Here is a 25,570-nt window from a genome sequence, read left to right as displayed (position 1 = left end):
ATTGGGGGACATTCAATATACAAGCAGATATCAACATCTGGACATCTGGTTCTCCATCTCCACGTATCGACAATTATGGAACATTTCGAAAATCCAATACGGCAGGAATAACACAAATCAATGTGGTGTTTCATAACATAGGAACAGTACAAGGCTACAGTGGCACAATTCAGCTTTCCAATGGAGGAACAAGCAATGGAGAATGGAATACGGGCGATAATGCTTACATAGATTTCACTGGGGGTACGTATATAATACAAACTGGTACAAGCTTCACAGGTACTGGATTTACTCGTGTAAATGGTGCAACGGTAAATGTAAATGGGACTATACCAGCGGTGAACTTTGCTGTTGTTGCTGGTTCTCTGTCGGGAGATAGTACATTGACAATAAGCGGAACTTTCAACTGGTCAGGTGGAACGATGCTAGGTACAGGGATGACAGTTGTTGACACAGGTGGTTCAGTTAATATAACTAGTGCAGTGAGTAAAACACTCAATGGACGAACTCTCACACTCAGAAGTAACGTAACAACTGTTTGCACTGGTTCATTTACGATGAGCAACAGTGCTGTAATTGCAAATTGGGGGACATTCAATATACAAGCAGATATCAACATCTGGACATCTGGTTCTCCTACACCTCATATTGAGAACTACGGTACGTTTCGAAGGACAACCACGACAGGTACTACGTCGATTAATCCCACTTTCAATAACACTGGCACAGCAGAGGCGAAAGTCGGTACCTTGTACTTTGGAGGAGGATTTAGACAAACTGCTGGTATTACCGTGCTGGGCGGTGGTACAATAGGATCAAATAGTACGATAGACATCCAAGGTGGAATGCTATCAGGTTCCGGCATTATCAGCGCGGGCGTGAACAATGCTGGAATCTTAAGCCCTGGGACTTCTGCTGGCTCGATACGGATCACTGGAAACTACACTCAGAGCAGCTCGGGCATGTTCCATGTTGAAATTGGCGGTCGCGACACGACACGATATGACCGACTAAAGGTAACTGGCACTGCAACTCTGCTCGGTGCACTTGATTTGAATCTCATAGATGGATTCAGACCCATTGGTATTGATACTTTTCAAATCATGTGTTACGGTTCTAGAAGTGGAAATTTTGATATCATCAATGGCTTAGACATAGGAGGTGGGTTTCGTCTCGACACAACATTCACATCGTCTTGTCTTGTTCTGAAAACTATAACTCCTCCGAACAATCCTCCTATCGCAAGAAATGACACAGTTTCCACACCGGAAAACAGTATTATCCAAATTCATTTACTTAGCAACGATAGTGATCCTGATGGAGACACGCTCAAAGTATTCGCACTCGACACGAGCTTAACTTCCGGTAGAATCTTCATCGGTTCTGGTGATACAACAGTAATATATTCACCTCGTCGCGATTGGTTTGGAGTGGATAGCTTTTCCTATATCATCACCGATGGAAAAGATATATCTAATTCAGCCCTAGTTATCGTTTATATCAACAATATAGGTCATCCACGAATTCTTTCTATCCGAGACGTCCCTAACGATCAAGGAAGTCACGTCACTGTCAAATGGAAAGCATCACCATTGGACACAAATGTAAGTACCCTTCCCTTCTACAGCATCTGGCGGGCAATCCCTCAAGGTTCGGTGCAAAAATCCGGAATCGTTCCAATGACTTCTATCAGTGGCGACTTCAAAGGCATAGCATACAGGGTTACCTCAACCAACGGCGCAACGTATTTCTGGGAATGGATTGCCAATCAACCTGCACACAGATTCTCTGAGTACTCCTACACAGCACCGACGCTTTACGACTCTATGTCTACAACTGATGGTAAGCATTACTATTTGGTCTCCGCTCATACGAGCAATCCAAATGTCTTTTATGATTCAAACGTTGACAGCGGCTACTCGGTGGATAATCTTGCACCGCTTGCACCGAAAGGCTTCGTGGCATCGTTTGCCGCAGGACAGGTAAGCATGCACTGGAATGCGAACAGCGAGAGCGATCTCCACAGCTACGTATTATACCGAGGGACATCTCCGGCTAATTTGGTAGAGCTTGGAACAACGATAGACACACAATATGTTGACCAAAGCCCACTGCCTGGAAACAGTTACTACGCAGTCCGCGCGATGGATATCCACGAAAATTTGAGTCCGTTCAGCAATACGATCATAACCGGAATGGCTGAAGGGGATAAACAATTTCCGAGAGAATACGCTCTGTACCATAACTATCCCAACCCCTTCAATCCATCTACATCAATCAAGTACGCTTTGCCGCAAGCATCGCATGTAAGCCTGGGTGTTTTTAACACGCTTGGTCAAAGAGTGGCGTTGCTTGTGGATGGAAAGCAAGAAGCTGGGTATCACGAGGTGAATTTCAGCGCTTCAGGTTTGACGAGTGGTGTGTACTTCTATCGATTGCAAGCCCACTCCATCAATGATCGGCAAGCGACTGATTACGTCGAAACCAAGAAATTAATTTTGATGAAATAGAACTGATAAACCTCCAACTTCTTACATAGAATTTCTCTCGCCAGTTGATAACTCAACTCATTGAGAAGTCGGAGGTTTTACCAAGAGAGTGAATTACACATGACCATTGACTAGGAGGAAGTTCTACTGCCGACTGACCGTGATTGGTCGGAAGTTGGAACTCCCTCCCAACTCCAGACACTAAGAAATCTATTTTGTGGATTAGAGAATGGTGGAGGGTATAGCACCCGAGTCGTATTGATCGGGCGCTTTTATTATTTAATGAACTCTGAATTAAATATGAACCAAATCTTCAGCTACTTGGTATTCAAATAATGAAGAAAGTGAAATCTTTTTAGAAGCATCCAAAAATTCAATGCCAACAATTCGGTTGTCGGCTGTAATATCGAGATGTACACCCTCTTTAATCTCAATAACACCTTCCGGTTTTTCTGTTGATAATTCGATATACGCTGCATCTATTTCTTTATCATAATATATTTTCATTATATAATTCCTTTCTTCAAGGGATAAGCAGTAATCACGGTTATTAAGTCTTTACCAATATCAATAACTATTTTAACTGGCAATCTATATTTTTCTTTCAATCCTTCATCAATAAACTCGTGCCTGCCAAAGATTAATTTCTCTGATTTCATGTGTTTTTCTATCGAATTTTCAATATCAATTTGTTGAATCCTATAAAGCGTTATTCTTCGTTTTGCATGTCTTGAGAATCTGATAACCACGTGCGCTAATTCCATTAAAATGATCTCATTATTAAATTACCGAACTTTATTACAAGAAGCAAACAAGAAGAAACCAAGAAATTAATTTTGATGAAGTAAGACAGCGCAAACCTCCCGAAGGTTTACTAAGACAAAACACGGGTAACCTTCGGGGGGTTAAGCAAGTGAGTCGCACATAACCAATTTGTGGAGGGTATGGCACCCGCTCTTAATAGATCGGGCGTTTTTTTTCCACACCATAATAATTAGAAACCCTAATATCTATCGTTTTTACTACTGATTTGCGTTTTCAACCGCAATATATTATATTGTTGTGCGGTTACAACCGCAAAATATGATAAAACGTCTATTACAAAAACAAATAACAGAGCGCCTTTTTAAGGGAAAAGTCATAATTATACTTGGACCAAGGCAATCAGGTAAAACTACACTGATTCAGTCGGTTCTCAATGCTCAATCATTACCATCGCTCCTCCTCAACGGAGATGAGCCAGATGTGAGAGAGATGTTGAGCAATACAACCTCAACGAAATTGAAATCAATTATTGGTAAACATAAAATTGTATTCATAGATGAAGCTCAGCGTATTCCGAACATAGGAATTACGTTAAAACTATTCGCTGACAATCTGAAAGATGTGCAAGTAATTGCAACCGGGTCATCAGCTTTTGAATTAGCCAACAAAACTAACGAGCCGCTTACAGGCAGAAAATATGAATACCTTCTCTATCCAATTTCGTTTGGTGAGATGGTCGAGCACCACGGACTTATTGATGAAAAGCGGCTAATAGAACATCGACTTATTTTCGGGTGTTATCCTGAAATTATCACCAAACCCGGTGAAGAAAAGGAATTATTAAAATTACTCGCTGGAAGTTACCTCTACAAAGATCTATTGACCCTGGAATACGTAAAGAAGCCGGCGATGCTTGAAAAAATTCTAAAAGCACTGGCATTACAAATTGGGAGTGAAGTTAGTTATCATGAAATCAGCCAGATTGTGAATGCAGATAATGAGACGGTAGAAAAGTATATAGACCTCCTTGAGAAAGCGTTCGTTGTTTTCCGTCTCCCCGCATTCAACCGTAATGTGCGTAATGAAATCAAAAAGGGGAAAAAAATCTATTTCTTCGATAACGGAATACGCAACGCTATTATCAGTAATTTCAGCGCCCCAAACATGCGCTCGGACATCGGCGCTCTGTGGGAAAATTTTCTTATCAGCGAACGTATGAAATACTTACATTACAAAGGCACTGATATGTCGCGGTATTTTTGGCGAACAACTATGCAACAAGAGATTGATTATATCGAAGAGATGAGCGGACGATTGTCGGCGTTCGAATTTAAGTGGAATGTAAAAGCAAAAGGTAAGTTCCCGAAAACATTTACAAACGCTTATCCTCAAAGCAAAACACAAGTAATTACATCAGAAAATTTTGAAAACTTCTTGGGATTATAACAAGACGAAATTAATTTTGATGAAGTAAGACATCGCAAACCTCCCGAAGGTTTACTTAGACAAAACACGGGTAACCTTCGGGAGGTTAAGCAAGTGAGTCGCACATAACCAATTTGTTTCTCCACACTTATTTCTTTAAATTCTTACTAATGAAAAAAGACCATGTAAAAAAAGAATTAAAAAAACTTTTTAAAAGCTTAGACTTTATCAGCAATAATTTTCTAAACAAAAAAGGAATTAGTAAGAAGGAGCTTCAGATATTTTTTAATATCTATCACCAACTTGGTTTAACGTGGGAATTTTTAGGTTTACACTGTAAACACTGGGATGGATATAAGAAGACCAAAGAGGCAAAAGTATGTTGTAAAATTTGCGGAAAAATCAAAGGAGTAGGTGAGTCGTATTATATACTTCCGGCAAAGGGTCTGAAAATAATAGGCACTAAATTAAATCCAAATTCCAAGAAGACTTTTAAAACAAAGAAGGAAGCAACAATCGTTAACGACACTATCAAGTTTCATGGATCAATTTTGAATGTAGATGTTCACAATTCTTATAAATCAAGTTACTTTAGCAACAAACATGAAATTAATATGGCTGCTGAAAGAATCGTCTTTTTACAAGAAAGCGGAGTCGAGTGCTCGGTAGACACTCATCTTATACATGTAAAAATAAATAAAACAAAGAACAAACGAGGCAAAGAAAAATTCGGCGACTTCCCATGGGAAATAAGAAAAAAAGATTTAAAAAAATTTCCTGTCTTATTTGAGTTTAGTGAAAATTATCAATTTCTTGGTTTAACAATTTTTAGATAAGAAACGAAGAATGTGCGACTCACTTTCCGCTTGGATTCTGAGTTGAAAGTGAGTTGTACATAACCAATTTGTGGAGGGTATCGCGCCCGGTTGATGAGATCGGGCGCTTTTAATTTGCTTGCACGGAAGGCAAATCGCACAATTTTGATTTCGTTCCCTTTTATAGTTATCTTTATCAAGTAAAAAATAAATGACCAATTTGAAGGAAAAACAATGACCCTAACAAAATCATATATTGTCGATGATGAAGGACGACCTAAAGCAGTTGTGATTGATTTAGAGAGTTTCAGCAAAATTGAAAATATATTGCTCGATTACGGACTCGGGAAAGCAATGGAAGAAGTTGAGGATGATGATGAGGTTGATATTGAAGAGGCAAAGAAGATAGTCGGGTTTAATGCGTAAGAAATCTTATTATGCAAGTTTCGTTTAAGAAGACATTCCTCAAAGATATTGACCGGCTTCCGTCAGAAATTCAATCAAAGATTAAGCAACTCGTTTTTACCGAAATTCCGGAGATGGGAAACTTAGAACAGCTACACCATCATAGAAAATTATCGGGTTTCAAGAATTTTTACAGAATCCGATTAGGCGATTATCGTATTGGATTTAAATTCGAAAATGGTAAAATTACTTTTTACCGGGTGTTGCACAGGAAAGAGATTTATAAATACTTTCCATAAGCACCTTCTATTCCCCCTTGTCTGAATATGGATACATTCAAGGACATGCTGACAATGAATAAATAATACCAAATCAGTAAAAACGCAATCTAAAGGTTTTAGGTGCTCCTCACTTTCAACATCGAGTCTCTGAGAAAAATGAGTCGAACATAATTAATTTGTGGAGGGAATCGCGCCCTGTCTCAATAGATCTGGCACTATTAGTTTTTGCAACCTTCACTACTTACGCTCTTGCCAATGAATTGGATTCCGTCGAAAGTGGAAATATGCAGTATGGAAATCTACGGAGTAATGCCCGATGTACGTTTTTATAAATAATCGGATACGCTTCAGGATTCCCTTGGATTGAAGAAACGCGGGAATCAACAGCTTGGAAAAATTCCAACCCAAGCCCTTTACGTTGTTCTTCATACCAACGGAATGCGTCGAGCAAATCTTATTCAGCTTCTGGTCGGAACGATACAGTGTAACTCATTTCGTCGATTGAATTTTTTCTTTCACCTTTTCCCAAGGAATACCCTTCTCGGGATTTAGCTTATATTCCACTATCCTTCTATCAAGTTCTATCTTCTGATCTTCGGTTAAGGGAATGGCTTCGGGTATTGCCGCTATGCTATCCCAGATATCTTCCACAATCTGAAGACGTTCCGGTATACTAAGCTGTATTATATCAGCAAGTGATGTATTATTCATATCTTCACCTTTATTGTTCAAAGTTAATCTATAATTTTCTTACCTTTTATGCAAATAGTAAAAAATGCATTTGTCAACATCGTGTGTATTATTTATGTTTGCAACACTCTCCGCATTTTCTTAACTTGCATCAACAGTTATGAAGAAAACCAACCTTAAAGGATTAACTCAAAAGGAATTAGAAGAATTTGTTCTTTCCATCGGCGAGAAGAAGTTCAGAGGACAGCAATTGTTCGATTGGCTTTACAACAAAGAAGCCGAATCGTTCAACGATATGTCAACATTTTCCAAATCGTTGAGGGTAAAATTGAACGAACTTGCAGAAATTGAAAACATTAAACTCGAAACTTTCTACAAATCCGTACACGATAATACAACAAAGTTTCTGTTTGAATTGAACGACGGGAAAAGAATAGAGAGCGTATTAATACCTCCCGCTACATCTTACCAAAACGGCGCAGCATCGGATGAAGATGAGCAAAAACGCTTAACTCTTTGCGTCTCAACGCAGGTTGGCTGTCCGTTAGATTGTGCATTTTGTGCAACCGGTGCTATGGGTTTTCAAAGAAATCTTACGGCGAGTGAAATTGTGGATCAGGTTTTACAAACCAAAAAGTTTACGGGTAAAAAGATAACGAATCTAGTCTTTATGGGAATGGGCGAGCCGCTGATGAATTACGATAACGTAATGAATGCCGTTGATATACTCGTTAACGGAATGAACATTCCCGCCCGCAGAATTACACTCTCCACTGCCGGCTGGGTGGAAGGCATTAAACGCATGGCTGACGAGCGCAAAAAAATAAAACTCGCGGTTTCGCTCCACAGCTTGAACAACAAAACCCGCACACAGCTTATGCCGATGAATAAAAAATTTAACCTTCAGGAACTTCTCGGCGTAATAGAGTATTACTACAGCAAAACAAAAGAGCGGGTTACGTTTGAATACATCCTCTTTGCCGGAGTGAACGACACCGAAAAAGATTTGAAAGCTATAATCAAGGTGTCGAAAACGATCCCTTGTAAAATAAACATTATACCGTTCCACAGTATCAGTTTTATCAGCCCTCGTGGTTTTGCTGGCGAACTGCGTCCGGTATCCCGCAAAGATACCGAAAAATTTGCCCAATCCCTTAGAAAAAATCACGTTACCGTCTTTATCCGTTCCAGTGCTGGCGAGGATATTGCCGCAGCTTGCGGACAATTGGCTGTTAAAAATAAATCGAAATAAATTGCTACAAATGCAACAAAACATTATATTTATATATGAAGATAATCTTATTTGGTCCACCGGGTGTTGGTAAGGGGACACAAGCGAAGTTGCTTGCTGAAAATTTTGATATACTGCACATATCTACCGGCGACATACTCAGAAGTGCAATAGCCCAAGGAACCGAATTGGGAAAAAAAGCCAAAGATGTTATTGGAGCAGGTAAGCTTGTTTCAGATGACATTATGATTGGAATTATCAGAAACGTGATAACCTCTAACGGTTGCAAAAATGGTTTCGTTTTGGATGGATTCCCGCGAACGGTTGTGCAAGCCGACGCTTTAAAAAAACTGTTTTCGGAATTGAGTATCGCTATAGATGCTGTTATTTATCTTGATGTCGATGATGCTGAAATAATGAACCGGCTGAAGTACAGATATAGCTGTTCTAAATGCCATAGAATCTATAATATTCATAATGATAAAATTTATGATTATATTTGTACCGAGTGTGGCGGGAATCTGATTCAGCGCGACGACGACAAGTCGGAAACGGTTTTAAAGCGGCTGAAAGTTTATAAAGAAGCCACAGCTCCTGTAAAGAAATATTATGAAGACGAAGGCTTTCTTCATGTCGTCGATGGTTTTGGAAAAATAGAAAACGTTTATAATAAAATTAATTCAATATTGAAGAACTAAATTGTTTTCCTGGAAAACAAGAACAGATAAACCGATTGTTATTGCCCATCGTGGCGCATCGGTAACGGCTCCTGAAAACACGATTGCTGCTTTTAAGAAAGCTATCGACGAAGGGACGCATGCTATCGAACTTGATGTTCGTCTTTCGCACGACAACGAGGTTGTTGTGATTCACGACTCACGCCTCGAGCGTACTACGAGTGGCAGAGGGAAGGTTGAGGATTTTGATTTAGAGGGATTAAAAAATTTTGATGCAGGGTCGTGGTTCAATCCCAAATATTCTGTTGAAGTAATTCCAACATTGGAGGAGGTTTTTAAACTTGTAAACAAAAAGGTTGGGATAAACATCGAAATTAAACAGAAAATTAAAAATAAAAATAAGATAATAAACAGTTGTGTCGAGTTAGCACACAAATATAAATTGAATAAATCTCTCCTCATTACATCGTTCGAACATTCTTTGGTGAAAAAAGTAAAACAATTAGATAGCACATTGATGACAGGAATTATTTACAGCCCAGTTATTCATTTAGTCAATAACCCTATTTCACTCGCTAAACAATATCTCGCAGATGTCATTGTAGTCAGTCGAAATTATTTGCGCGAACGAATGGTAATCGATGCACACAAGGAAAAGAAAATGATTTTTGTTTACACAATTGAAAACCGCAATCATTTCGACAGTATGGTGAATTTAAATGTAGATGGGATAATTACAAATGTCCCTAAGAGTATGAAGTATTATTTATCGAATTTGTAAATAACAATAATAGGAGAATTAAATGTTGACAACACAAAACGTTGCGAAAAAATTATTACAAGTATTTACTGGCTTAACAGTATTTTCGTTTTTATTCGTTTCGGCAGTTACTGCTCAAACGGTTGAAGAACGTTTGCAGAAATTTGGAAAAGGTTACGCAAAAGGTTATATGCAGCCGTTCGTGAATGCCTTCGGCGCCAATTTAAATTCGGGTATTTTTCACACCGCCGATGTTTCAACCGGAATTGATGTTTATGTGGGTGCAAAATTTATGTTTGCATTAATACCGGACGAAGCTAAAAAATTTCAAGCTGATTTAAGCGATTTAAATTATTACCGCCCAATAAATAAGTACCCAACCCCCGTAGAAACTGCCACAATTTTTGGCACTGATGGGACAATAGTACCCGGCAGCATAATACCTGGTGACACACTTAGATTAGCTAATGGTATGAATTCGGGTATTTTTTTAATTCCAGTTCCGCATATTGCGATAGGTAATATTTTGGGAACCCGTGCATTAATTCGTTATTACCCAACTACCAAGATAGGCGACTTCGGCGAGTTTTCGTTTCTTGGATTCGGCTTGCAACATAATATTGGACAATGGTTTGTACCTTTACCGTTCGATTGGTCAGCTCATATTATGTACCAAAATTTAAAATTAAAACCTTTGATTGAAGCCTCGGCTTTAAGTTTTGGAACGCAAATCAGCAAGACACTATTATTTGCAACTTTTTATGGTGGGTTTGCTTATGAAACTTCTTCGATGGAACTCAAATATCAATGGACACCTCCGGGCGTTGCAGCGACAGAAGTTAAAATTACGATGAACGGTGAGAATACATTTCGAATCACAGCAGGTTTAGGATTGAAATTTTTTATTTTCCATATTAATGCAGAGTACAATTACTCCAACCAACCTGTTGCGCTTTTAGGTTTAGGTATCGCGATATAAAATTCGTTGAGATGGAGGCTGCCGTTCAGGTGGTCTCCATTTACTTTAGTCGTTTTACCTTCACACTTCCGAACCCTGCTTCTATCTGGATATTCATCTTACCACTTGCTCCGGAATAGTTCGAGGTTACGTATTCATTATTTTGTGCTTCATCAAAATCTCTGTCTAGGTCGATGTTCGATATCCAATTCTTTTCGTAGTAAACTTTGGCGCCCACATATTTTGGAATTAAAATAGTAATCGATCCCAAACCAATCTCAATGTCAACATCTACTTCTTTATTTAATTCGCCGCTGAAATCAAGCTCGTACGAGCCAATCCCACCGCTGAATTTCAGTTTGTTGAAGTTTGCGTTGGATAAATTATAAGCTTTAAACCTGCTAACTCCGGTTTCGATGTTGAGGTTTTCTATCGTCTGCTGATTCAATTTATTAAACATGATTGTAACAGAACTTGCCCCGGTCGAAATATCCAAATCCTTTAACTTTAAACCTGTGAAATCAAAATTTCCTTTACCCGCACCTAATTGAATATCCAATGAAATTGGAATTCTGCCGGTAAGGTCTAATATCCACTTTTCAGATTCTATACTGCTTATGTGAAACGATTTTTTCTTCGACTGCTCGCTGCCGGGACTTGGGATTTCTAAATATCCTATCCTGTCAATGATCGTGTATTTGATCTGGTCGGTTGGGTCGCCCAATTTGGGATTGCGTAAAACATCGTAACTGAAAACATTCTCATCATCGCATTTGCCGATAACAAGTTTACCAAAAGCAGATTCGATGTTTACTTTTAGCTCTCTTTCATTGCCGTACGGGGTTTCCTTTTGGTATCTTTTATCGTCCAACAAAAGGTTATACGCCGCTGCGGCTGTGGTAAAGAAAAGGAAAAAAAGGAAAATACTATATTTTTTAGAATATTTCATAAAACTCTAAACTCTTTACGCTTTGCAAAAAATTAAGTTTCAATAGTGGCGGATTTTATGACGCAGATATTTGTTCAATAGCTCCCTTGCGCGGAAGATATGAACTTTTACAGTGCCAATCGGAAGTTTTAACTCTTCGGCAATTTCGGAATAATCTTTCTCCTCCATATGCCGCATAATTATAACACGCTTATATTTAGGTGGTAGTTTATCTATTGCCGCCTGGATTAATGCAGATTTCTCGCTTGCTATTATATGTTTATCCGGCTCGTAAGTTGAATCGGGAACTTCGTAATGCACTTCGCCGTCTTTGGCTGCTATAGGTTTATCAATTGAAAAAGTTTTAAGCTTCTTCTTTCGTAAATAGTCGATGCCTTTGTTTAATGCAATCTTATATATCCAAGAGAAAAAAGAGTACTCCTTTTTAAAGCTCTTCAAAGCCCTGAAAGTATTTATAAAAACTTCTTGAACAACATCTTCAACATCATCTTTGTCCTGTACAACTCGATACAATACAAATGTAATAGTTGGTTTATATTTATTAACCAACCTTTGGTAAGCTGTTTGGTCGCCGCGTAAAGCTTTATTAATCAGCCGCAGATCCTCTTTTTGCGATACAATCTTTTCTGCCTCGCTGATAGTTCTATTTGATTTTATTTCCCGAGCCATTCAACGAAATTAATTTTTATCCAATGCCTGATTAAAATCGTTCACGAGGTCGTCGATTCCTTCGACACCAACCGAAATGCGGATCATACCCGGTGTAACTCCATGCCGTGCAAGTTCTTCACCCGACATATTAACATGCGAAGAATAAACCGGAATGCTGACGAGGGTTTCTGTCCCTCCTAACGACATCGCATTAATAGCCACTTTTAAATTATCGCAGACTTTAACAGCCCCCTTCGCCCCCCTTTTTACTTCGATTGTAACCATAGCTCCGAAACCGGTCATCTGCTTTTTTGCAAGCTGATGTTTTGGATGCGAAGCAAGTCCGGGATAAATAACACGGTTCACCTTTTTGTGTTTCGATAATGCTTTTGCTAATACGAAGGCATTTTCAGTTTGCCTTTTTACACGAAGTTCGAAAGTTTTTAAACTTCTATCAAGTAAAAAAGCTGCAAACGGATCGGCGCAACCCCCTAAATGTTTTGCTAAAGTTTTTATTTTCTTAATGAGTTGCTTACTACCGATTGCTACACCGCCAACTAAATCGGAGTGACCGCCTAAATATTTTGTAATGCTTTCGATGATTAAATCGACTCCAAAATCGAACGGCTGTTGGTTGATTATTGTAGCAAATGTGTTATCAATAATGATTGTTATGTTGGATTTAAACTCCTTCTCCGCACCGCGTGCAAGTTTTACTAATTTTGCTATATCGACAATGTCGAGCGTTGGATTTGTCGGAGTTTCGAGATATACAATTTTTGTTTTGGGAGTGATGAGATATTTCAAGTCGTCCAACGAATTCACATCCACATATTTTACATTTATATCGTAATTGGGCAATGTATCTCTGAAAAAGCGGTAAGTTCCGCCGTATAACGAGGGAATGCTTACAATCTCGTCGCCCGATTTGCAGAGCGAAAGTATCGCGGTGCTTATCGCCGCCATCCCCGAAGAAAACAAAGCTGCTGCTTCGCCTTCCTGCATAAATGCAATTTTGTTCTCAACCTCGTTCACAGTAGGATTGTGATACCGTGTGTAAACATAAACCGATTCGTCCCCTTCGGCATAACGGATTGCGAGTTTCGAGTTTTCAAAACGGTATGTGCTGGTCTGGTAAATTGGTAATGCAACAGGTCCTGTATAAGCATATAAACGTTTACCGTGAACTGCCCGTGTAGATATTGATAATTTTTGATTTTTTTTGTTCTTCATAAATGTTCCTTTCATCTTGCGCATGTTTGCGATCGTCCACCGTCGATGCTGTAACTGCTGCCCGTTATCCAGCCAGCCCGTTCGGATGCGAGAAATAAAATCAATTCAGCTACTTCTTCTGGTTGCCCGACTCTGCCGAGTGGATGAGTTGTTTTGCTGTGTTCTAAAAATGCGTTATACTTTTCTTCTTCCATTCCTCCGGCACGATGTAAGTTTGTTACCACAACACCGGGATTAACAGAATTTATGCGGACTCCTTTCGGTGCAAGTTCAAGTCCAACACAATGTGTAAGTTGATCGACCCCTGCTTTGCTGACACAATAAGCGAGTACGTTCGGGAAGGCACGCACACCGGTGATACTCGAAACATTTACGATGTTCCCTTTTCGTTCAATCAGATGCGGCAGCGTCAGTTGTATCAGTCGAAACAACGAACGCAAATTTACATCCATCATATAGTCCCATTGTGCGAGAGTTGTGTTTTCAATATTTCCCGTTCCGATAATTCCTGCTGCATTAACCAACACATCGATACCGCCGAATCGGGTTACTGTTTTTTCGATAACTAATTCTCTATCTGCTTCGTTTGTAATATCAGCAGAAACAATCTCGATGTTCTGACGGTTAATTTCTTTTGCTGTTATTTGCAGTTCGTTCAATCGCCTGGCTGTAATGGTCGCGTTGGCACCCCGCTCAACCGCAAGTTTGGCAACGGCTTTTCCGATTCCGCTCGAAGCTCCTGTAATAATAAAAGTTTTACCTTTAAATTCTTGTTTCATAATGTTGAATATACGAACTTTTTCAGAAAATATTTTATTTGTTAAATACAATAAAAATTGTTATTTTGGGATTGATTTTAAGAGACCTATCATAAACAACATTCTTTCAAATAATTAAACGAGGAATAAAATGACTGAGTACATTAGCAATTTAATTGAACAGGTACAAATTAAAAATCCAGGTGAAAAGGAATTTCATCAAGCAGTTCAAGAGGTATTTGAATCGTTAGATTTAGTTTTAGAGCGTAACCCCGCATATCGAAAAGCAAAAATTTTGGAGCGAATGGTAGAACCTGAGCGGGTAATAATTTTCCGGGTGCCGTGGATGGACGACAAAGGTGAAGTTCAGATTAACCGCGGTTTTCGAATTCAAATGAATAGCGCCATCGGACCTTACAAGGGTGGTTTGCGATTTCATCCTTCCGTAAATTTAGGCGTTTTGAAATTTTTAGCATTCGAACAAGTATATAAAAATAGTTTAACTACACTGCCGATGGGCGGCGGCAAAGGTGGAGCCGATTTCGATACAAGAGGTAAAAGCGATAATGAAGTTATGCGGTTCTGCCAAAGTTTTATGACTGAACTATTCCGCCATATCGGCGCCGATGTTGACGTTCCCGCCGGCGACATCGGGGTCGGTGCACGTGAAATCGGTTTCATGTTCGGTCAATACAAGCGATTGGCAAACGAGTTTACCGGCGTGCTAACCGGTAAAGGATTGAGCTGGGGCGGCTCACTGATCAGACCCGAAGCTACGGGCTTTGGTGTAGTTTACTTTGCTGAAGAAATGTTAAAAACCAAGAATGATACTTTCGATGGAAAAACAGTTTCAATTTCCGGTTTCGGTAACGTTGCCTGGGGGGCGGCTCTCAAAGCAACCGAGTTGGGGGCTAAAGTTTTATCAATTTCAGGACCGGATGGATTCGTTCACGATAAAGATGGTATCAAAGGCGAAAAAATTAATTTTATGTTAGATATGCGTGCAAGCGGTAAGGATGAAGTTAAAATGTATGCCGATAAATTCAAAGTACAATTCCATCCCGGCAAACGACCGTGGGGTGTGAAGGTCGATATTGCGCTTCCTTGCGCAACTCAAAACGAGCTTGACGAAAACGATGCAAAAGAATTAGTAAAGAACGGTTGTAAATATGTAGCTGAAGGGGCAAATATGCCTACAACAATTGCAGGTGTAAAAGTGTTTCAGGATGGCGGAATTTTATATGCACCCGGCAAAGCATCCAATGCCGGGGGTGTTGCCACATCGGGACTTGAGATGACACAAAACAGCATGCGTTTACCATGGTCGCGAGAAGAGGTTGATCAAAAATTACATTCGATAATGAAGAACATTCATCACACTTGTGTAGAAACTGCCAAAGAATACGGAACGCCCGGTAATTATGTCAACGGTGCCAACATCGGTGGCTTTTTGAAAGTCGCTAATGCTATGTTAAATCAAGGAGTTGTTTAATCCTGTAAACTCAGTTTGGTTACCTCCGGGTTTTTTTGTGGAGCCCGGAGGTTTTTTTATTGATGTTTTCCCTACCTATAGGTTTGTTAGTGCAAACCATTCATAAAATATTTGCTATAAGTTAATTTACTTTGACATAAATCACATCGTTTTTCCTACTTTTGAAGGTAATTTTTTACGTTTAAAATTTGCTTTATAAATATCTTTTATTTATTATGCCTACAAAGATAACGCGAAGGCAGATGAAACTGAGAATATATTACTTCCGCCGTAGAAAAGTATCTATGAGAAAATTTTGTATCATTATTTTAACTACCTTTTTATTGGTAAAACTGGGGTTTTCCTATTCTGGGACCATTATAAGCGGAAAGATAACCACTACTAACAGCATACCAGTTAACCGAGCCAAGATATGTTTTGTAAATGCTGTCGATACCAACCGCCAATTTATTTCGCTGTCCGATTCTTCGGGGAATTACATTATAACGATTACGGGAGTTGAGAACGATGACAAAGAAATTACAGATTTTAAACTCTACCAAAACTATCCGAACCCATTTTCAGAACAAACTACTATTACATATCAAATTAAACAACAATCTCCGGTTCTAATTAGTATTTATAATATATTAGGACAGAGAGTAAAAACATTTCAACAAGAGTTCACAGGACAGAATATTGGACAAGTACAGTGGGATGGCAAAGACGGTTTAGGAAGAAAAGTGGCAAATGGCATTTATTTTTACTCGGTGAGTATTAGAGATAAGCGACAAGTAAGGAAGATGTTGTTCATTGATAATATAATAACAAGCGGAACAACTGCTGAGGTTTTTAGAAAAACCAATAATTATTATGTTGAAGACCTTTACCAAGACTCAAGCAATGTGTATACTGTTTCTATAGAAAACACGGACAGCACAAAACCAAAGATTGAACCGATGAAAATTGAAAATGTTTTTGTCCTAGGTGATACTGTCCTAAATTTTCAGGTTTATGAAGCAATTCTAAAAGTTCCACAATGGCCAATGGTGAGATACGATGCAAGCGGAAGAGGACATAATGTGGTTTACCCATATCCAAAAGGTTTAGAAGATACAAGTGCTAAAATCTTGTGGAGGCGCGATTTTCCTCATAGAGTTGGTATGATGAGTGTAGGCCCTGAGGGTAATGTTTATATCGGCTGTAGGTTTTCCGATACCCTTTTATATGCGTTCTCCGAGAATGGAGATTTGTTATGGGTTGTTGAAGGATATAACGCAAGAGTTGGTGTTTTTATATCAATAAAAGATGATGGAACAATAATTATTAGCTCAAATACACTCCAAGGAGATTTAACGGCAGCTTATACACCGCTGGGAGAAAATTTATGGAAGACAAATATTTCATCGACGTATTCATCACCAGCAATATCAAAAAATAATATAATTTACTTTTGCACATATGAAAATCCATACTGGGGAAAATTAATTGCATTAAATAGTTTGGGAGGTGAAATTATTTGGACTAAAGATGGAGCAAATAATTTGTGCTCTCCAACCGTAGATAAAGATGGAATAATATATTATAACAGTTGGTATGATAAAGCATTAATCGCACTATATCCTGATGGAAAAGAAAAGTGGAGATATACTGACAGTGCTGGGGTAAACTTTTTAAACTTAGTAATTGATGGAAATGGAAATATTTATTTTTATAAAATTCAACAACCCAATCTTTATTGCCTTACCAGTCAAGGCAAATTAAAATGGATAGGAAAGGGTTTTGGAGAATTACCAAGAGCAACGCCTGCAATCACACCTAATGGAAATATTATATCATATATGGGAAATAATATCTACCTGTACAATACGGAAGGAAAATTATTATGGGAATTAAAATTAGAATTTTCAGTTGAATCATATCCTGTAATTGATAATAAAGGAAGAATGTATTTCGGAACTGATGGAAGTTCGTTGAATCGTTTTGAAATGATACGTATTAATGAATTTGGTATTATCGATTTTTCCTTCAATTATTTTAGTAATATTGTATATTCAATTGTTATTTCTGATAACGGTACAGTTTACTATAGTGGTTTTTATCCGTTTGTTGTGGCTATTAAATAGTGAAAATGTGAATTTGCAATAATAATGATTTTTTTAATGAATTATCACAAACATAATATAAGAGGAATATTACTATGAAAACAAAATTTATGATTTTTCTAATTTCATTTTTTATTATATTTTTCAATAATTTGGGATATTCACAGAGTTCAACATTTATCCCTTCTGATATGATTTTTAAAGTTGAAAATTTTGGTTCATCTGGCAATATCTATTTTTCGATTAAAAAAGTTGGGACTATATATTCTGGAGATGTAATGAAAGGATTATATTGTCCAGCGCAGAAGAAAATATACAGTCACGAATACCAGAGAAAGGATGATATGGTTGGCTGCCCTAATTCTTCTGAACCACAAAGTATTATTGGAGTAGATCATGATATAATTTGGAGTGAGGGTGATATACCCAAAACAATATATATTGATTACATTGGTGCAGGTGGACCGAGGGCACCAGGCTTCTTTGACTGGATAGGTTACGGGATATATGAAATTAAAATTAAAAATAAAGGATTGACTATTGAAAAAGAATATATTTTTTACATTGATTTTATGGATTCAAATTTCCCAGATGATCCTGGTTGTGATATAATAATAACTTATGATAATTCAAAGAGTATCAACTCTCGGGTTTATATTAGATCTGGGAAAATTACTTCTCTATTTGAAATAGAAAACAACAAAGTATATCGCGTTTGGAATGAGCTACAGTTTATACCGAAGAATCAGCGTAACGGAGATTTTTTCTTCCCAAATATATTACCTTTGGATGGTGTTACATCCGATACACTTCTTTCTCCAGCTATTGTAGATATAAATACAAATATAATAGGTCCAGGGGATCCTGAGTTACCAAATAATGAAATAATAATTGATCCGTATCTTTACCCTGAACCTTCTAAACTAAAAGATTTAAAATTAACAATTGCAGATAACATTACACTGACCGCTCAACGAAAGTCCGCATTAATAATCGGCAACGGAGCTGAGATTTCACTTGGTAACAACTCTGTGATTAACATCGCATCAGGTGGAAATCTTTTTATAAGTGCAAACTCTATTTGGAGTTTTGGTACCAACTCTCAATTAACCGTAAACGGTAATTTTAAAATAAAATCAAAAATTCCGATTGGTTGGAATATGTTAAGTGTGCCGAACATAGTTAGTAATTACGACAAAAGCATCGTGTATCCGGATGCGATAACTCCTGCTTACACTTATGAGAGCGGCGGATATGTCCCGAAAAGTACACTTGAAAATGGAAAAGGTTATTGGGTAAAGTTTAACCAAGGTCATACCTACGAATATGAAGGTCCTCCAATTTTAAATCATGAAATTAATTTGGTTGCAGGTTGGAATATGATAGGTTCTATCTCGTTAAATTTATTGAAATCAAAAGCGACTTCTGATCCCCCTGGAATAATTAGTTCATATCTTTATGGTTACAGGAATGGTGCATATCATGTTGCTGATACCATAATACCTGGGCTTGGTTACTGGGTGAAAGCTAATCAAAGTGGAATATTGAAATTGAACATAAATTCTACTACATCGTTAAATCAACCAGCATTCTGTGCAGATCAACCATCCGCTAATCCGCCAGGTGCATCCCCAATTCCAAAACTTGTTAAACCGGATAGCAGTGCAACGGGAATATCGATAAACCCAATCTTCCGCTGGAGAAAATCGACCGATGCCGTATCGTATCGTTTACAAATTTCTACTAACAACTGTTTTACAAATCTCATTTTTGATGATCCTTCAATAACCGATACACTTAAACAAGTAAGCTTATCGTACAGTACAAAATATTGCTGGCGAGTGAATGCCTCCTCCGATATAGCTACGAGTAACTGGTCTAATACTTGGGTATTTACCACTCAATCGGCACCGCAGCCGCCGAACCCTTGCGATCCTGTTGCCTCACTTTCAACACTCGATAATTTTACAATCACAGATGCAAATGGCAATACTCAAACAATGTACACGCGAAATGCTGGTCGCGCAGTAAATTTAGGAATCAGCGATTTTGAAATGCCGCCTGTTACTCCGAAAGGATTGTTTAACGTGCGGTTTCAATCTAATAAATTTATCGAAACTGTCTTACCGAATCAAAAAATAAAAAGAATGCCGATAGTTATTAAGGATGCACAATATCCTATAAATATAAATTGGAATATTAAGTGGCAGAATAACACAAAATATTGGTTAACAAGACCCGGCAGCGGAGAAGATAAAATTTTATTATCCAGCAATGGTAATCTATATATTGGAAGTTCACAAAACGATATTCTTTTTGTAGAAGCGCAAGCAGCACTGCCGAGACCGTGTGAATTTTATAAAACATTTACTGAAGAAAATATACCTGAAAACTTTACATTATATCAAAATTACCCAAACCCGTTCAACCCTACAACAGTAATAAAATACGATTTACCTGAAAACGGCTACGTAACCTTAAAAATATATGATGTATTAGGCAAAGAGGTTGCGAAGTTGGTTGATGGATTCCAAGAAGCAGGATATAAATCTGTAGAATTTGATGCAATAAATTTGACAAGTGGCGTTTATTTTTATAAATTGGTGGTGAGTTCATCGAATCCATTGAATGCAAGTAGTTACACCTCAGTCAAGAAAATGGTATTAATTCGATAAATTTAATTTTTATAAATCGTTAGGAAATATAAATGGTTCAGGACAAACTTGCAAGAATCGTGAAGAATAGAGATTTGAGTAGATACATACTGTAGTAATTAAATAACTTTCAAATGGATCCCATTTTTTTATGAAAAATATAATGAAATTTCAGAAATTTATTATCATTTTCCTATTATTAATCAGCCCGAAAGAATTTCTTCTTTCACAATACTTACCAGATTACATTGAACGTAATAAAAGTGAATACAATCCGTTTTGGTGGAATTATTACAATATTCAATTACCCAATGAACTACACAAATCATCAGGTACTCGTTCGACAGAAAATGATTCCCGGATTATCTCAAGTGTTAATAATGACTCCCTAAAAATGGAATGGGCTAAATATTATCTTTCGGGGCAAATCCCAAAAATTGATAAGGCTATAGCCGTAAAGACCGATCGTTTAGGAAATGTATATGTAACGGGGTCGAGTGAGAATTTACCAAACGGTTATGATATCGTTACAATTAAATATGATTCCACAGGAAACGGACTATGGGCTGTAATATTCGACGGTCAAAACCATTCGGATGATTTCGCGGTAGCTCTCGATATCGATGGTTCGGGTAATATATATGTAACGGGACGGAGCTCTTATATTCATACGGTTACTGTAAAATATAATTCAGGGGGCGAACAGCTTTGGATTGCCAAAGAGGCTATGAGCCCGACCGCAATGAAGGTGGATAAGATTGGTAATGTATATATAACAGGTTCGAGTTCTGACGGAAATGCCGACGCCGATTATAAAACAATTAAGTACGATACAGATGGATTTAAACTCTGGTATAATACTTTTAGTGGACCTGGCACATGGAATTCATATAATGCTGCGAAAGCGATTGATATTGATAATTCTGGAAATGTATATGTAACAGGAAGTAGCTCTGGGTATCGCGGTTTATGGTGGGATCATTATACCGTGAAATATGATAAGAATGGAACCCAACTTTGGGCGGTTCAGTACAATAGCGGTGGTAATCCTTGTAATTGGTCAGACGGTATTGTGGTTGATGATAAAGGGAATGTTTACACAATTGGTACTATTTCTGGAAATCCATGGTGGTATGATTATCTTATCGTAAAATACGATAGTTCAGGTAATCAAATATGGATGAGAAGATATGATAACGATGTTATTGGTTATTCAACTGAAGATTATGGTAAAGATATAATTGTTGATAATGAAGAAAACGTATATGTTACAGGAAGAAGTAGTGGAAATGTAAATGGACATGATGTTGCGACAATAAAACTCGATCGCGGTGGAAATATTCGCTGGGTTGCGAGGTATAATTATGAAGCGGGTGATGACGCACGAGGAATCGAGTTGGATAGCTTAGGATACATTTACGCCCTAAGTAATAAAGCCCTAATTAAATATGACACACTCGGTAACCAGATATATACATTGAATTTTCTTGAGCCTCCGTATGTGTACGGTTATACTTCGGCAATGAATATTGATTCGAAGGGGAATTTATATGTAACAGGTTATAACTGGAAGAATACAACAGCCGAAGATTATATAACGATGAAGATCGACGCGGACGGAATGAAAAAATGGACTTCGGGATATAATGGTGGTACAATTTCTAAAACCGCTGCTGTTGATGCAACTATCGATAATAAAGGGTATCTTTACGTTTTGTCGAAAAGTGAAGGTTTAAACACGAAATACGATTTTCTAACCATAAAATATAGCCCAACCGGTAATATTTGCTGGGAAAAACGTTATAATGGAGCAGCAAATTTAATGGATGAACCAGTAGCTATTACTGTGGATAAACAGGGAAATGTTTATGTAACTGGTCATGAAACTTTTTGGGGTTCTTGGTATTTATGTTATACGACGATAAAGTACGATAGTTCAGGTGATATAAAATGGATAAGAAAATATTTTGGACCTAATATACTATCTGATATTACATCTGCAATTAAAGTTGATGATAATGGGCATGTATATGTAACTGGATCTAGTTCTGATGAAGTCGGTTGGTCTGATATTGCTACTATCAAATACGATGCTAATGGTAATCAGGTATGGGTAGCTCGGTATAGTGCACCAGGAAACAATTCGGATGATTATGCTGTCAGTTTAGATGTTGATAAGCGTGGTTATGTTTATGTCGTTGGGAATACAAAAAGATCTGGAACATCATACGATTTTATAACAATAGCATACGATTCGAATGGAACACACAAATGGACTAAGACCTATAGCAGTGTTTTGGATAAAGATGATTTTGCTAAAGGTATTAAAGCGGATGATTTGGGCAATGTGTATGTAATTGGAACGAGCATTAATGATATATGCTTAGTTTTTAAATATGATGCATTGGGAAATGTCCTTTGGGAAAATAGTTACGATTACCGTAGATATGGGAATGATGTTCCGGTAGCACTTACACTTGACGACTCCTCTAATATTTATGTAACCGGCTATAGTTACGATAACAATCAAGATATTTTTACACTGAAATTAAATCCAAATGGAGAACAGATTTGGGTAGTAAGATACAATGGAGAAACAAACTCAGACGATTATCCATCGGATATTACTGTGGATGGATTTGGAAATGTGTATATTACAGGAAAAACAAAGGGTATTAATTCTTATGATATTATTCTCACGATACAATATGACAAGGATGGTAATCTGAAAACAGTCGTACATCACGATAGCCCTTGGTATGCAAACGAAGGGGCTATTGCTATTTCTTTGCACGGTACAGATATTTTTTACGTAGTAGGTAATCTTTTAAAATATGATAATTGGGCTGTCCCAGTTGTTATCAAGTATACAAAGAATCCATTATCGGTAAGTGAATCTGAGCAAATGCCGATACAGTATCAACTCTTTCAGAACTATCCTAATCCATTTAATCCTACAACAATCATTAAATACCAATTACCCGAAAATTGCCATGTAACCTTGAAGATATATGATCTAATAGGAAGAGAAGTAGCAAAATTATTAAATGAATTCCAGATTGCCGGTAATAAATCTATCGAGTTTAATGCTGAATCCGCCGCAGGCGGATTGCCTACGGGTGTTTATTTTTATAAACTTGTGGTGAGTTCATCCAACTCGTTGAATGCAAATAATTATACCTCAATCAAGAAAATGTTATTGATTCGATAAATTAATCACAGGAGATCTAAATGGAACCAACAACGCGTAGTTTACCACCAAATGCTTACAAAGAGTTAAAACCGGGCGAGAAATATATTCCGGTCGTTCCGGCAGAGACTATAATTCCGGAAGTTACACCATGGTCGTTGACATGGGGTTTGATTATGGCTGCAGTATTTTCAGCCGCCGCAGCTTATTTAGGATTAAAGATAGGACAAGTTTTTGAAGCAGCTATTCCAATCGCAATCATCGCAGTCGGTTTGGCAGCAATCACGAAACGTAAGAATGCTTTATCAGAGAATGTTATAATTCAATCTATCGGCGCTGCGTCGGGTGTAGTTGTAGCGGGGGCTATTTTCACAATCCCCGCACTTTACATTCTTCACGGCGAAGGGACAATTGATATAATACCAACTTTCTGGCAAATCTTTTTTGCCTCCCTTTTTGGCGGATTTCTTGGTATTCTATTTTTAATTCCATTCAGAAAATATTTTGTTCAGGAAATGCACGGACAGTTTCCGTTTCCGGAAGCCACAGCTACAACTGAGATTTTAGTAGCCGGTGAGAAAGGCGGTAACCAAGCTAAAGTACTTGTTTCTGCCGCAGTAATCGGTGGATTGTACGATTTCGCGATTCAAACATTCGGTGCCTGGAAAGAAGTTTTCAGTACAAAAATTTTACCTTTCTTTGATAAACTCTCGGATGTTTATAAACTTGAAGGCAAACTCAATGTCGGTGCAGCGGTTTTAGGGCTTGGTTATATTGTCGGTTTAAAATATGCGGCAATCATTGCAGCGGGTTCATTCTTTTCGTGGTTTTTGCTTATTCCCGTTTTCTCTTATGTAGGCAGCGAATTAACTGTAACGTTAGGTTCAACAGCGACGAAACTTATCGGTCAGATGAGCGCTGACGAAATATTCAGAGCTTATGTGCGTCACATCGGTATCGGAGGTATCGCAATGGCGGGTATGATAGGTATTTATAAATCCCGAAAAATTATCGGCGGTGCTTTCAAACTCGCATTCGAAGAAATTTTCAGAAAAAAACATATCGCCGAGCGAACCATCGTTCGTACAGATAAAGAACTCTCGATGGGATTAGTTGTAGGATTAATAGCAGTGCTGGCAGTATTCATATTTATTTTCTTCGCCGTTGCTGTTGTAGATACTGTGTGGTTCGCGGTTACTGCTTTGTTAATAGTTTTAATTGTCGCATTTTTATTTACAACCGTATCAGCCCGCGCTATTGCAATCGTTGGCACTAATCCGGTGTCGGGAATGACTTTAATGACTTTAATTTTGTCTTCATTCATACTCGTATCTATTGGCTTGAAAGGGAGCGCAGGAATGGTTTCAGCGCTAATCATTGGCGGTGTGGTTTGCACTGCCCTCTCGATGGCTGGCGGCTTCATTACCGATTTGAAAATTGGTTACTGGCTCGGCACTACACCAATAAAGCAACAGTCATATAAATTTTTAGGAACAATCGTCGCAGCCGCAACTGTTGGATTAGTAATTATGCTACTGAACGAAACTTACGGTTTCGTTGGCGAAGGAGCGCTTGTTGCACCGCAGGCAAATGCTATGGCAGCCGTAATTAAACCGTTGATGTCCGAGATGCCGGCGCCTTGGGCATTGTATATTGCGGGTGCTTTAGTTGCTCTTACTTTACAAATGATAAACGTACCGCCGCTTGCCTTCGCGCTCGGCATGTACATTCCGTTAGAATTAAACACGCCGATCCTGCTGGGCGGAGTAATTGCGCACATCGTTTCTACACGAACGAAAGATGAGCCGTTAAACAATGCTCGCCGTGAACGCGGAACTTTGATTGCATCGGGCTTTATCGCCGGCGGCGCTATTATGGGCGTTGTTAGTGCAACGTTGAAATATTTCAACTTCAATTACGAAAACTTTGGCTGGCACTGGAGTGAAACTTTTGGCGGTGAGTTGTTAGCAGTATTTATGTTCCTCGGTATTGCAGCTTACTTCATCTGGGATTCGATGAGAGGGAAGCAAGAATAAGATTTTTGTAGATAAACCGTTGAAACG

The 25,570-nt window shown here is 38.2% G+C and carries 21 protein-coding genes; 14 read left to right on the top strand and 7 right to left on the bottom strand.

What is annotated here, in order from left to right:
* Nucleotides 1-2,510: Ig-like domain-containing protein (locus QME58_05765; GenBank protein ID MDI6803338.1), on the top strand; the 2,510-nt coding region annotated here is incomplete at its 5' end.
* Nucleotides 2,511-2,783: 273 nt separating this feature from the next.
* On the opposite strand, the gene QME58_05760 is transcribed toward QME58_05765, so the two are convergent.
* Both QME58_05760 and QME58_05755 read right to left on the bottom strand, forming a co-directional pair.
* Nucleotides 2,784-2,996 (bottom strand): DUF2283 domain-containing protein, encoded by a 213-nt coding sequence (locus tag QME58_05760; GenBank protein MDI6803337.1) that lies wholly within the window; start codon nt 2,994-2,996, stop codon nt 2,784-2,786.
* Nucleotides 2,996-3,253 (bottom strand): hypothetical protein, encoded by a 258-nt coding sequence (locus tag QME58_05755; GenBank protein ID MDI6803336.1) that lies wholly within the window; start codon nt 3,251-3,253, stop codon nt 2,996-2,998. Before QME58_05755 ends, QME58_05760 begins: the two co-directional genes overlap by 1 nt.
* Nucleotides 3,254-3,572: 319 nt before the next feature.
* Between QME58_05755 and QME58_05750 the strand changes: the two genes are divergently transcribed.
* From QME58_05750 to QME58_05735, 4 genes are all read left to right on the top strand, one after another.
* The gene (locus QME58_05750) at nt 3,573-4,700 is read left to right on the top strand and encodes an ATP-binding protein (protein MDI6803335.1); all 1,128 of its coding nucleotides are present in this window, start codon (nt 3,573-3,575) and stop codon (nt 4,698-4,700) included.
* Nucleotides 4,701-4,849: 149 nt separating this feature from the next.
* Complete coding sequence (locus QME58_05745; GenBank protein ID MDI6803334.1) at nt 4,850-5,515, top strand: hypothetical protein; 666 nt, start codon at nt 4,850-4,852, stop codon at nt 5,513-5,515.
* 213 nt (nt 5,516-5,728) lie between these two features.
* On the top strand, nt 5,729-5,920 hold the full coding sequence (locus QME58_05740; GenBank protein ID MDI6803333.1) for an antitoxin: 192 nt from the start codon (nt 5,729-5,731) through the stop codon (nt 5,918-5,920).
* 11 nt (nt 5,921-5,931) lie between these two features.
* Nucleotides 5,932-6,198, top strand: a complete 267-nt coding sequence (locus tag QME58_05735; GenBank protein MDI6803332.1) for a type II toxin-antitoxin system RelE/ParE family toxin — start codon at nt 5,932-5,934, stop codon at nt 6,196-6,198.
* Between the two features lie 471 nt (nt 6,199-6,669).
* On the opposite strand, the gene QME58_05730 is transcribed toward QME58_05735, so the two are convergent.
* Nucleotides 6,670-6,891: an addiction module protein gene (locus QME58_05730; protein ID MDI6803331.1), complete on the bottom strand. Its 222-nt coding sequence runs from the start codon at nt 6,889-6,891 to the stop codon at nt 6,670-6,672.
* 139 nt (nt 6,892-7,030) lie between these two features.
* Here QME58_05730 and rlmN point away from each other — a divergent pair, with 139 nt between their 5' ends.
* From rlmN to QME58_05710, 4 genes are read left to right on the top strand one after another with little or no spacing between them, the layout of a single operon-like run.
* Entirely contained in the window at nt 7,031-8,122 is a 1,092-nt protein-coding gene (gene rlmN / locus QME58_05725; GenBank protein ID MDI6803330.1) for a 23S rRNA (adenine(2503)-C(2))-methyltransferase RlmN, read from the top strand.
* A 35-nt stretch (nt 8,123-8,157) separates the two neighbouring features.
* Nucleotides 8,158-8,799 (top strand): adenylate kinase, encoded by a 642-nt coding sequence (locus QME58_05720; GenBank protein ID MDI6803329.1) that lies wholly within the window; start codon nt 8,158-8,160, stop codon nt 8,797-8,799.
* A gap of 1 nt (nt 8,800) precedes the next feature.
* A complete protein-coding gene (locus QME58_05715; protein MDI6803328.1) occupies nt 8,801-9,559 on the top strand; it encodes a glycerophosphodiester phosphodiesterase family protein in 759 nt (252 codons plus the stop codon).
* Between the two features lie 22 nt (nt 9,560-9,581).
* On the top strand, nt 9,582-10,517 hold the full coding sequence (locus tag QME58_05710) for a hypothetical protein (protein MDI6803327.1): 936 nt from the start codon (nt 9,582-9,584) through the stop codon (nt 10,515-10,517).
* A 40-nt stretch (nt 10,518-10,557) separates the two neighbouring features.
* Here QME58_05710 and QME58_05705 read toward each other — a convergent pair whose 3' ends face one another.
* From QME58_05705 to QME58_05690, 4 genes are read right to left on the bottom strand one after another with little or no spacing between them, the layout of a single operon-like run.
* Nucleotides 10,558-11,445 carry a LiaF-related protein gene (locus QME58_05705; GenBank protein ID MDI6803326.1) on the bottom strand — a complete coding sequence of 296 codons (888 nt, stop codon included), beginning with the start codon at nt 11,443-11,445 and terminating at the stop codon, nt 10,558-10,560.
* Between the two features lie 39 nt (nt 11,446-11,484).
* Nucleotides 11,485-12,114: a sigma-70 family RNA polymerase sigma factor gene (locus QME58_05700; protein ID MDI6803325.1), complete on the bottom strand. Its 630-nt coding sequence runs from the start codon at nt 12,112-12,114 to the stop codon at nt 11,485-11,487.
* 9 nt (nt 12,115-12,123) lie between these two features.
* A complete protein-coding gene (locus tag QME58_05695) occupies nt 12,124-13,329 on the bottom strand; it encodes an aminotransferase class I/II-fold pyridoxal phosphate-dependent enzyme (GenBank protein MDI6803324.1) in 1,206 nt (401 codons plus the stop codon).
* Nucleotides 13,330-13,340: 11 nt separating this feature from the next.
* Entirely contained in the window at nt 13,341-14,108 is a 768-nt protein-coding gene (locus QME58_05690; GenBank protein MDI6803323.1) for a glucose 1-dehydrogenase, read from the bottom strand.
* 130 nt (nt 14,109-14,238) lie between these two features.
* Here QME58_05690 and gdhA point away from each other — a divergent pair, with 130 nt between their 5' ends.
* The 5 genes from gdhA (at nt 14,239) to QME58_05665 (ending at nt 25,543) form a co-directional block, all read left to right on the top strand.
* Nucleotides 14,239-15,579, top strand: a complete 1,341-nt coding sequence (gdhA, locus tag QME58_05685; GenBank protein ID MDI6803322.1) for an NADP-specific glutamate dehydrogenase — start codon at nt 14,239-14,241, stop codon at nt 15,577-15,579.
* Nucleotides 15,580-15,821: 242 nt separating this feature from the next.
* Nucleotides 15,822-17,684: a PQQ-binding-like beta-propeller repeat protein gene (locus QME58_05680; protein MDI6803321.1), complete on the top strand. Its 1,863-nt coding sequence runs from the start codon at nt 15,822-15,824 to the stop codon at nt 17,682-17,684.
* Nucleotides 17,685-17,758: 74 nt separating this feature from the next.
* A complete protein-coding gene (locus QME58_05675) occupies nt 17,759-20,338 on the top strand; it encodes a T9SS type A sorting domain-containing protein (GenBank protein ID MDI6803320.1) in 2,580 nt (859 codons plus the stop codon).
* Between the two features lie 142 nt (nt 20,339-20,480).
* Complete coding sequence (locus QME58_05670; GenBank protein ID MDI6803319.1) at nt 20,481-23,528, top strand: SBBP repeat-containing protein; 3,048 nt, start codon at nt 20,481-20,483, stop codon at nt 23,526-23,528.
* Nucleotides 23,529-23,548: 20 nt separating this feature from the next.
* Nucleotides 23,549-25,543: an oligopeptide transporter, OPT family gene (locus tag QME58_05665; GenBank protein MDI6803318.1), complete on the top strand. Its 1,995-nt coding sequence runs from the start codon at nt 23,549-23,551 to the stop codon at nt 25,541-25,543.
* The last annotated feature ends 27 nt before the right edge of the window (nt 25,544-25,570 follow it).

Source organism: Bacteroidota bacterium, from assembly GCA_030017895.1.
Classification (GTDB): domain Bacteria; phylum Bacteroidota; class Ignavibacteria; order UBA10030; family BY39; genus JASEGV01.
The sequence above is the reverse complement of the archived record's forward strand: the minus strand, read 5'-3'. Positions and strand labels throughout refer to the sequence as shown.

Bases quoted from the DNA above. Each gene is read 5' to 3' on its own strand.
- QME58_05760 (MDI6803337.1), bottom strand. From the start codon at position 2,996: ATGAAAATATATTATGATAAAGAAATAGATGCAGCGTATATCGAATTA.
- QME58_05755 (MDI6803336.1), bottom strand. From the start codon at position 3,253: ATGGAATTAGCGCACGTGGTTATCAGATTCTCAAGACATGCAAAACGA.
- QME58_05750 (MDI6803335.1), top strand. From the start codon at position 3,573: ATGATAAAACGTCTATTACAAAAACAAATAACAGAGCGCCTTTTTAAG.
- QME58_05745 (MDI6803334.1), top strand. From the start codon at position 4,850: ATGAAAAAAGACCATGTAAAAAAAGAATTAAAAAAACTTTTTAAAAGC.
- QME58_05740 (MDI6803333.1), top strand. From the start codon at position 5,729: ATGACCCTAACAAAATCATATATTGTCGATGATGAAGGACGACCTAAA.
- QME58_05735 (MDI6803332.1), top strand. From the start codon at position 5,932: ATGCAAGTTTCGTTTAAGAAGACATTCCTCAAAGATATTGACCGGCTT.
- QME58_05730 (MDI6803331.1), bottom strand. From the start codon at position 6,891: ATGAATAATACATCACTTGCTGATATAATACAGCTTAGTATACCGGAA.
- rlmN (MDI6803330.1), top strand. From the start codon at position 7,031: ATGAAGAAAACCAACCTTAAAGGATTAACTCAAAAGGAATTAGAAGAA.
- QME58_05720 (MDI6803329.1), top strand. From the start codon at position 8,158: ATGAAGATAATCTTATTTGGTCCACCGGGTGTTGGTAAGGGGACACAA.
- QME58_05710 (MDI6803327.1), top strand. From the start codon at position 9,582: ATGTTGACAACACAAAACGTTGCGAAAAAATTATTACAAGTATTTACT.
- QME58_05705 (MDI6803326.1), bottom strand. From the start codon at position 11,445: ATGAAATATTCTAAAAAATATAGTATTTTCCTTTTTTTCCTTTTCTTT.
- QME58_05700 (MDI6803325.1), bottom strand. From the start codon at position 12,114: ATGGCTCGGGAAATAAAATCAAATAGAACTATCAGCGAGGCAGAAAAG.
- QME58_05695 (MDI6803324.1), bottom strand. From the start codon at position 13,329: ATGAAGAACAAAAAAAATCAAAAATTATCAATATCTACACGGGCAGTT.
- QME58_05690 (MDI6803323.1), bottom strand. From the start codon at position 14,108: ATGAAACAAGAATTTAAAGGTAAAACTTTTATTATTACAGGAGCTTCG.
- gdhA (MDI6803322.1), top strand. From the start codon at position 14,239: ATGACTGAGTACATTAGCAATTTAATTGAACAGGTACAAATTAAAAAT.
- QME58_05680 (MDI6803321.1), top strand. From the start codon at position 15,822: ATGAAACTGAGAATATATTACTTCCGCCGTAGAAAAGTATCTATGAGA.
- QME58_05675 (MDI6803320.1), top strand. From the start codon at position 17,759: ATGAAAACAAAATTTATGATTTTTCTAATTTCATTTTTTATTATATTT.
- QME58_05670 (MDI6803319.1), top strand. From the start codon at position 20,481: ATGAAATTTCAGAAATTTATTATCATTTTCCTATTATTAATCAGCCCG.
- QME58_05665 (MDI6803318.1), top strand. From the start codon at position 23,549: ATGGAACCAACAACGCGTAGTTTACCACCAAATGCTTACAAAGAGTTA.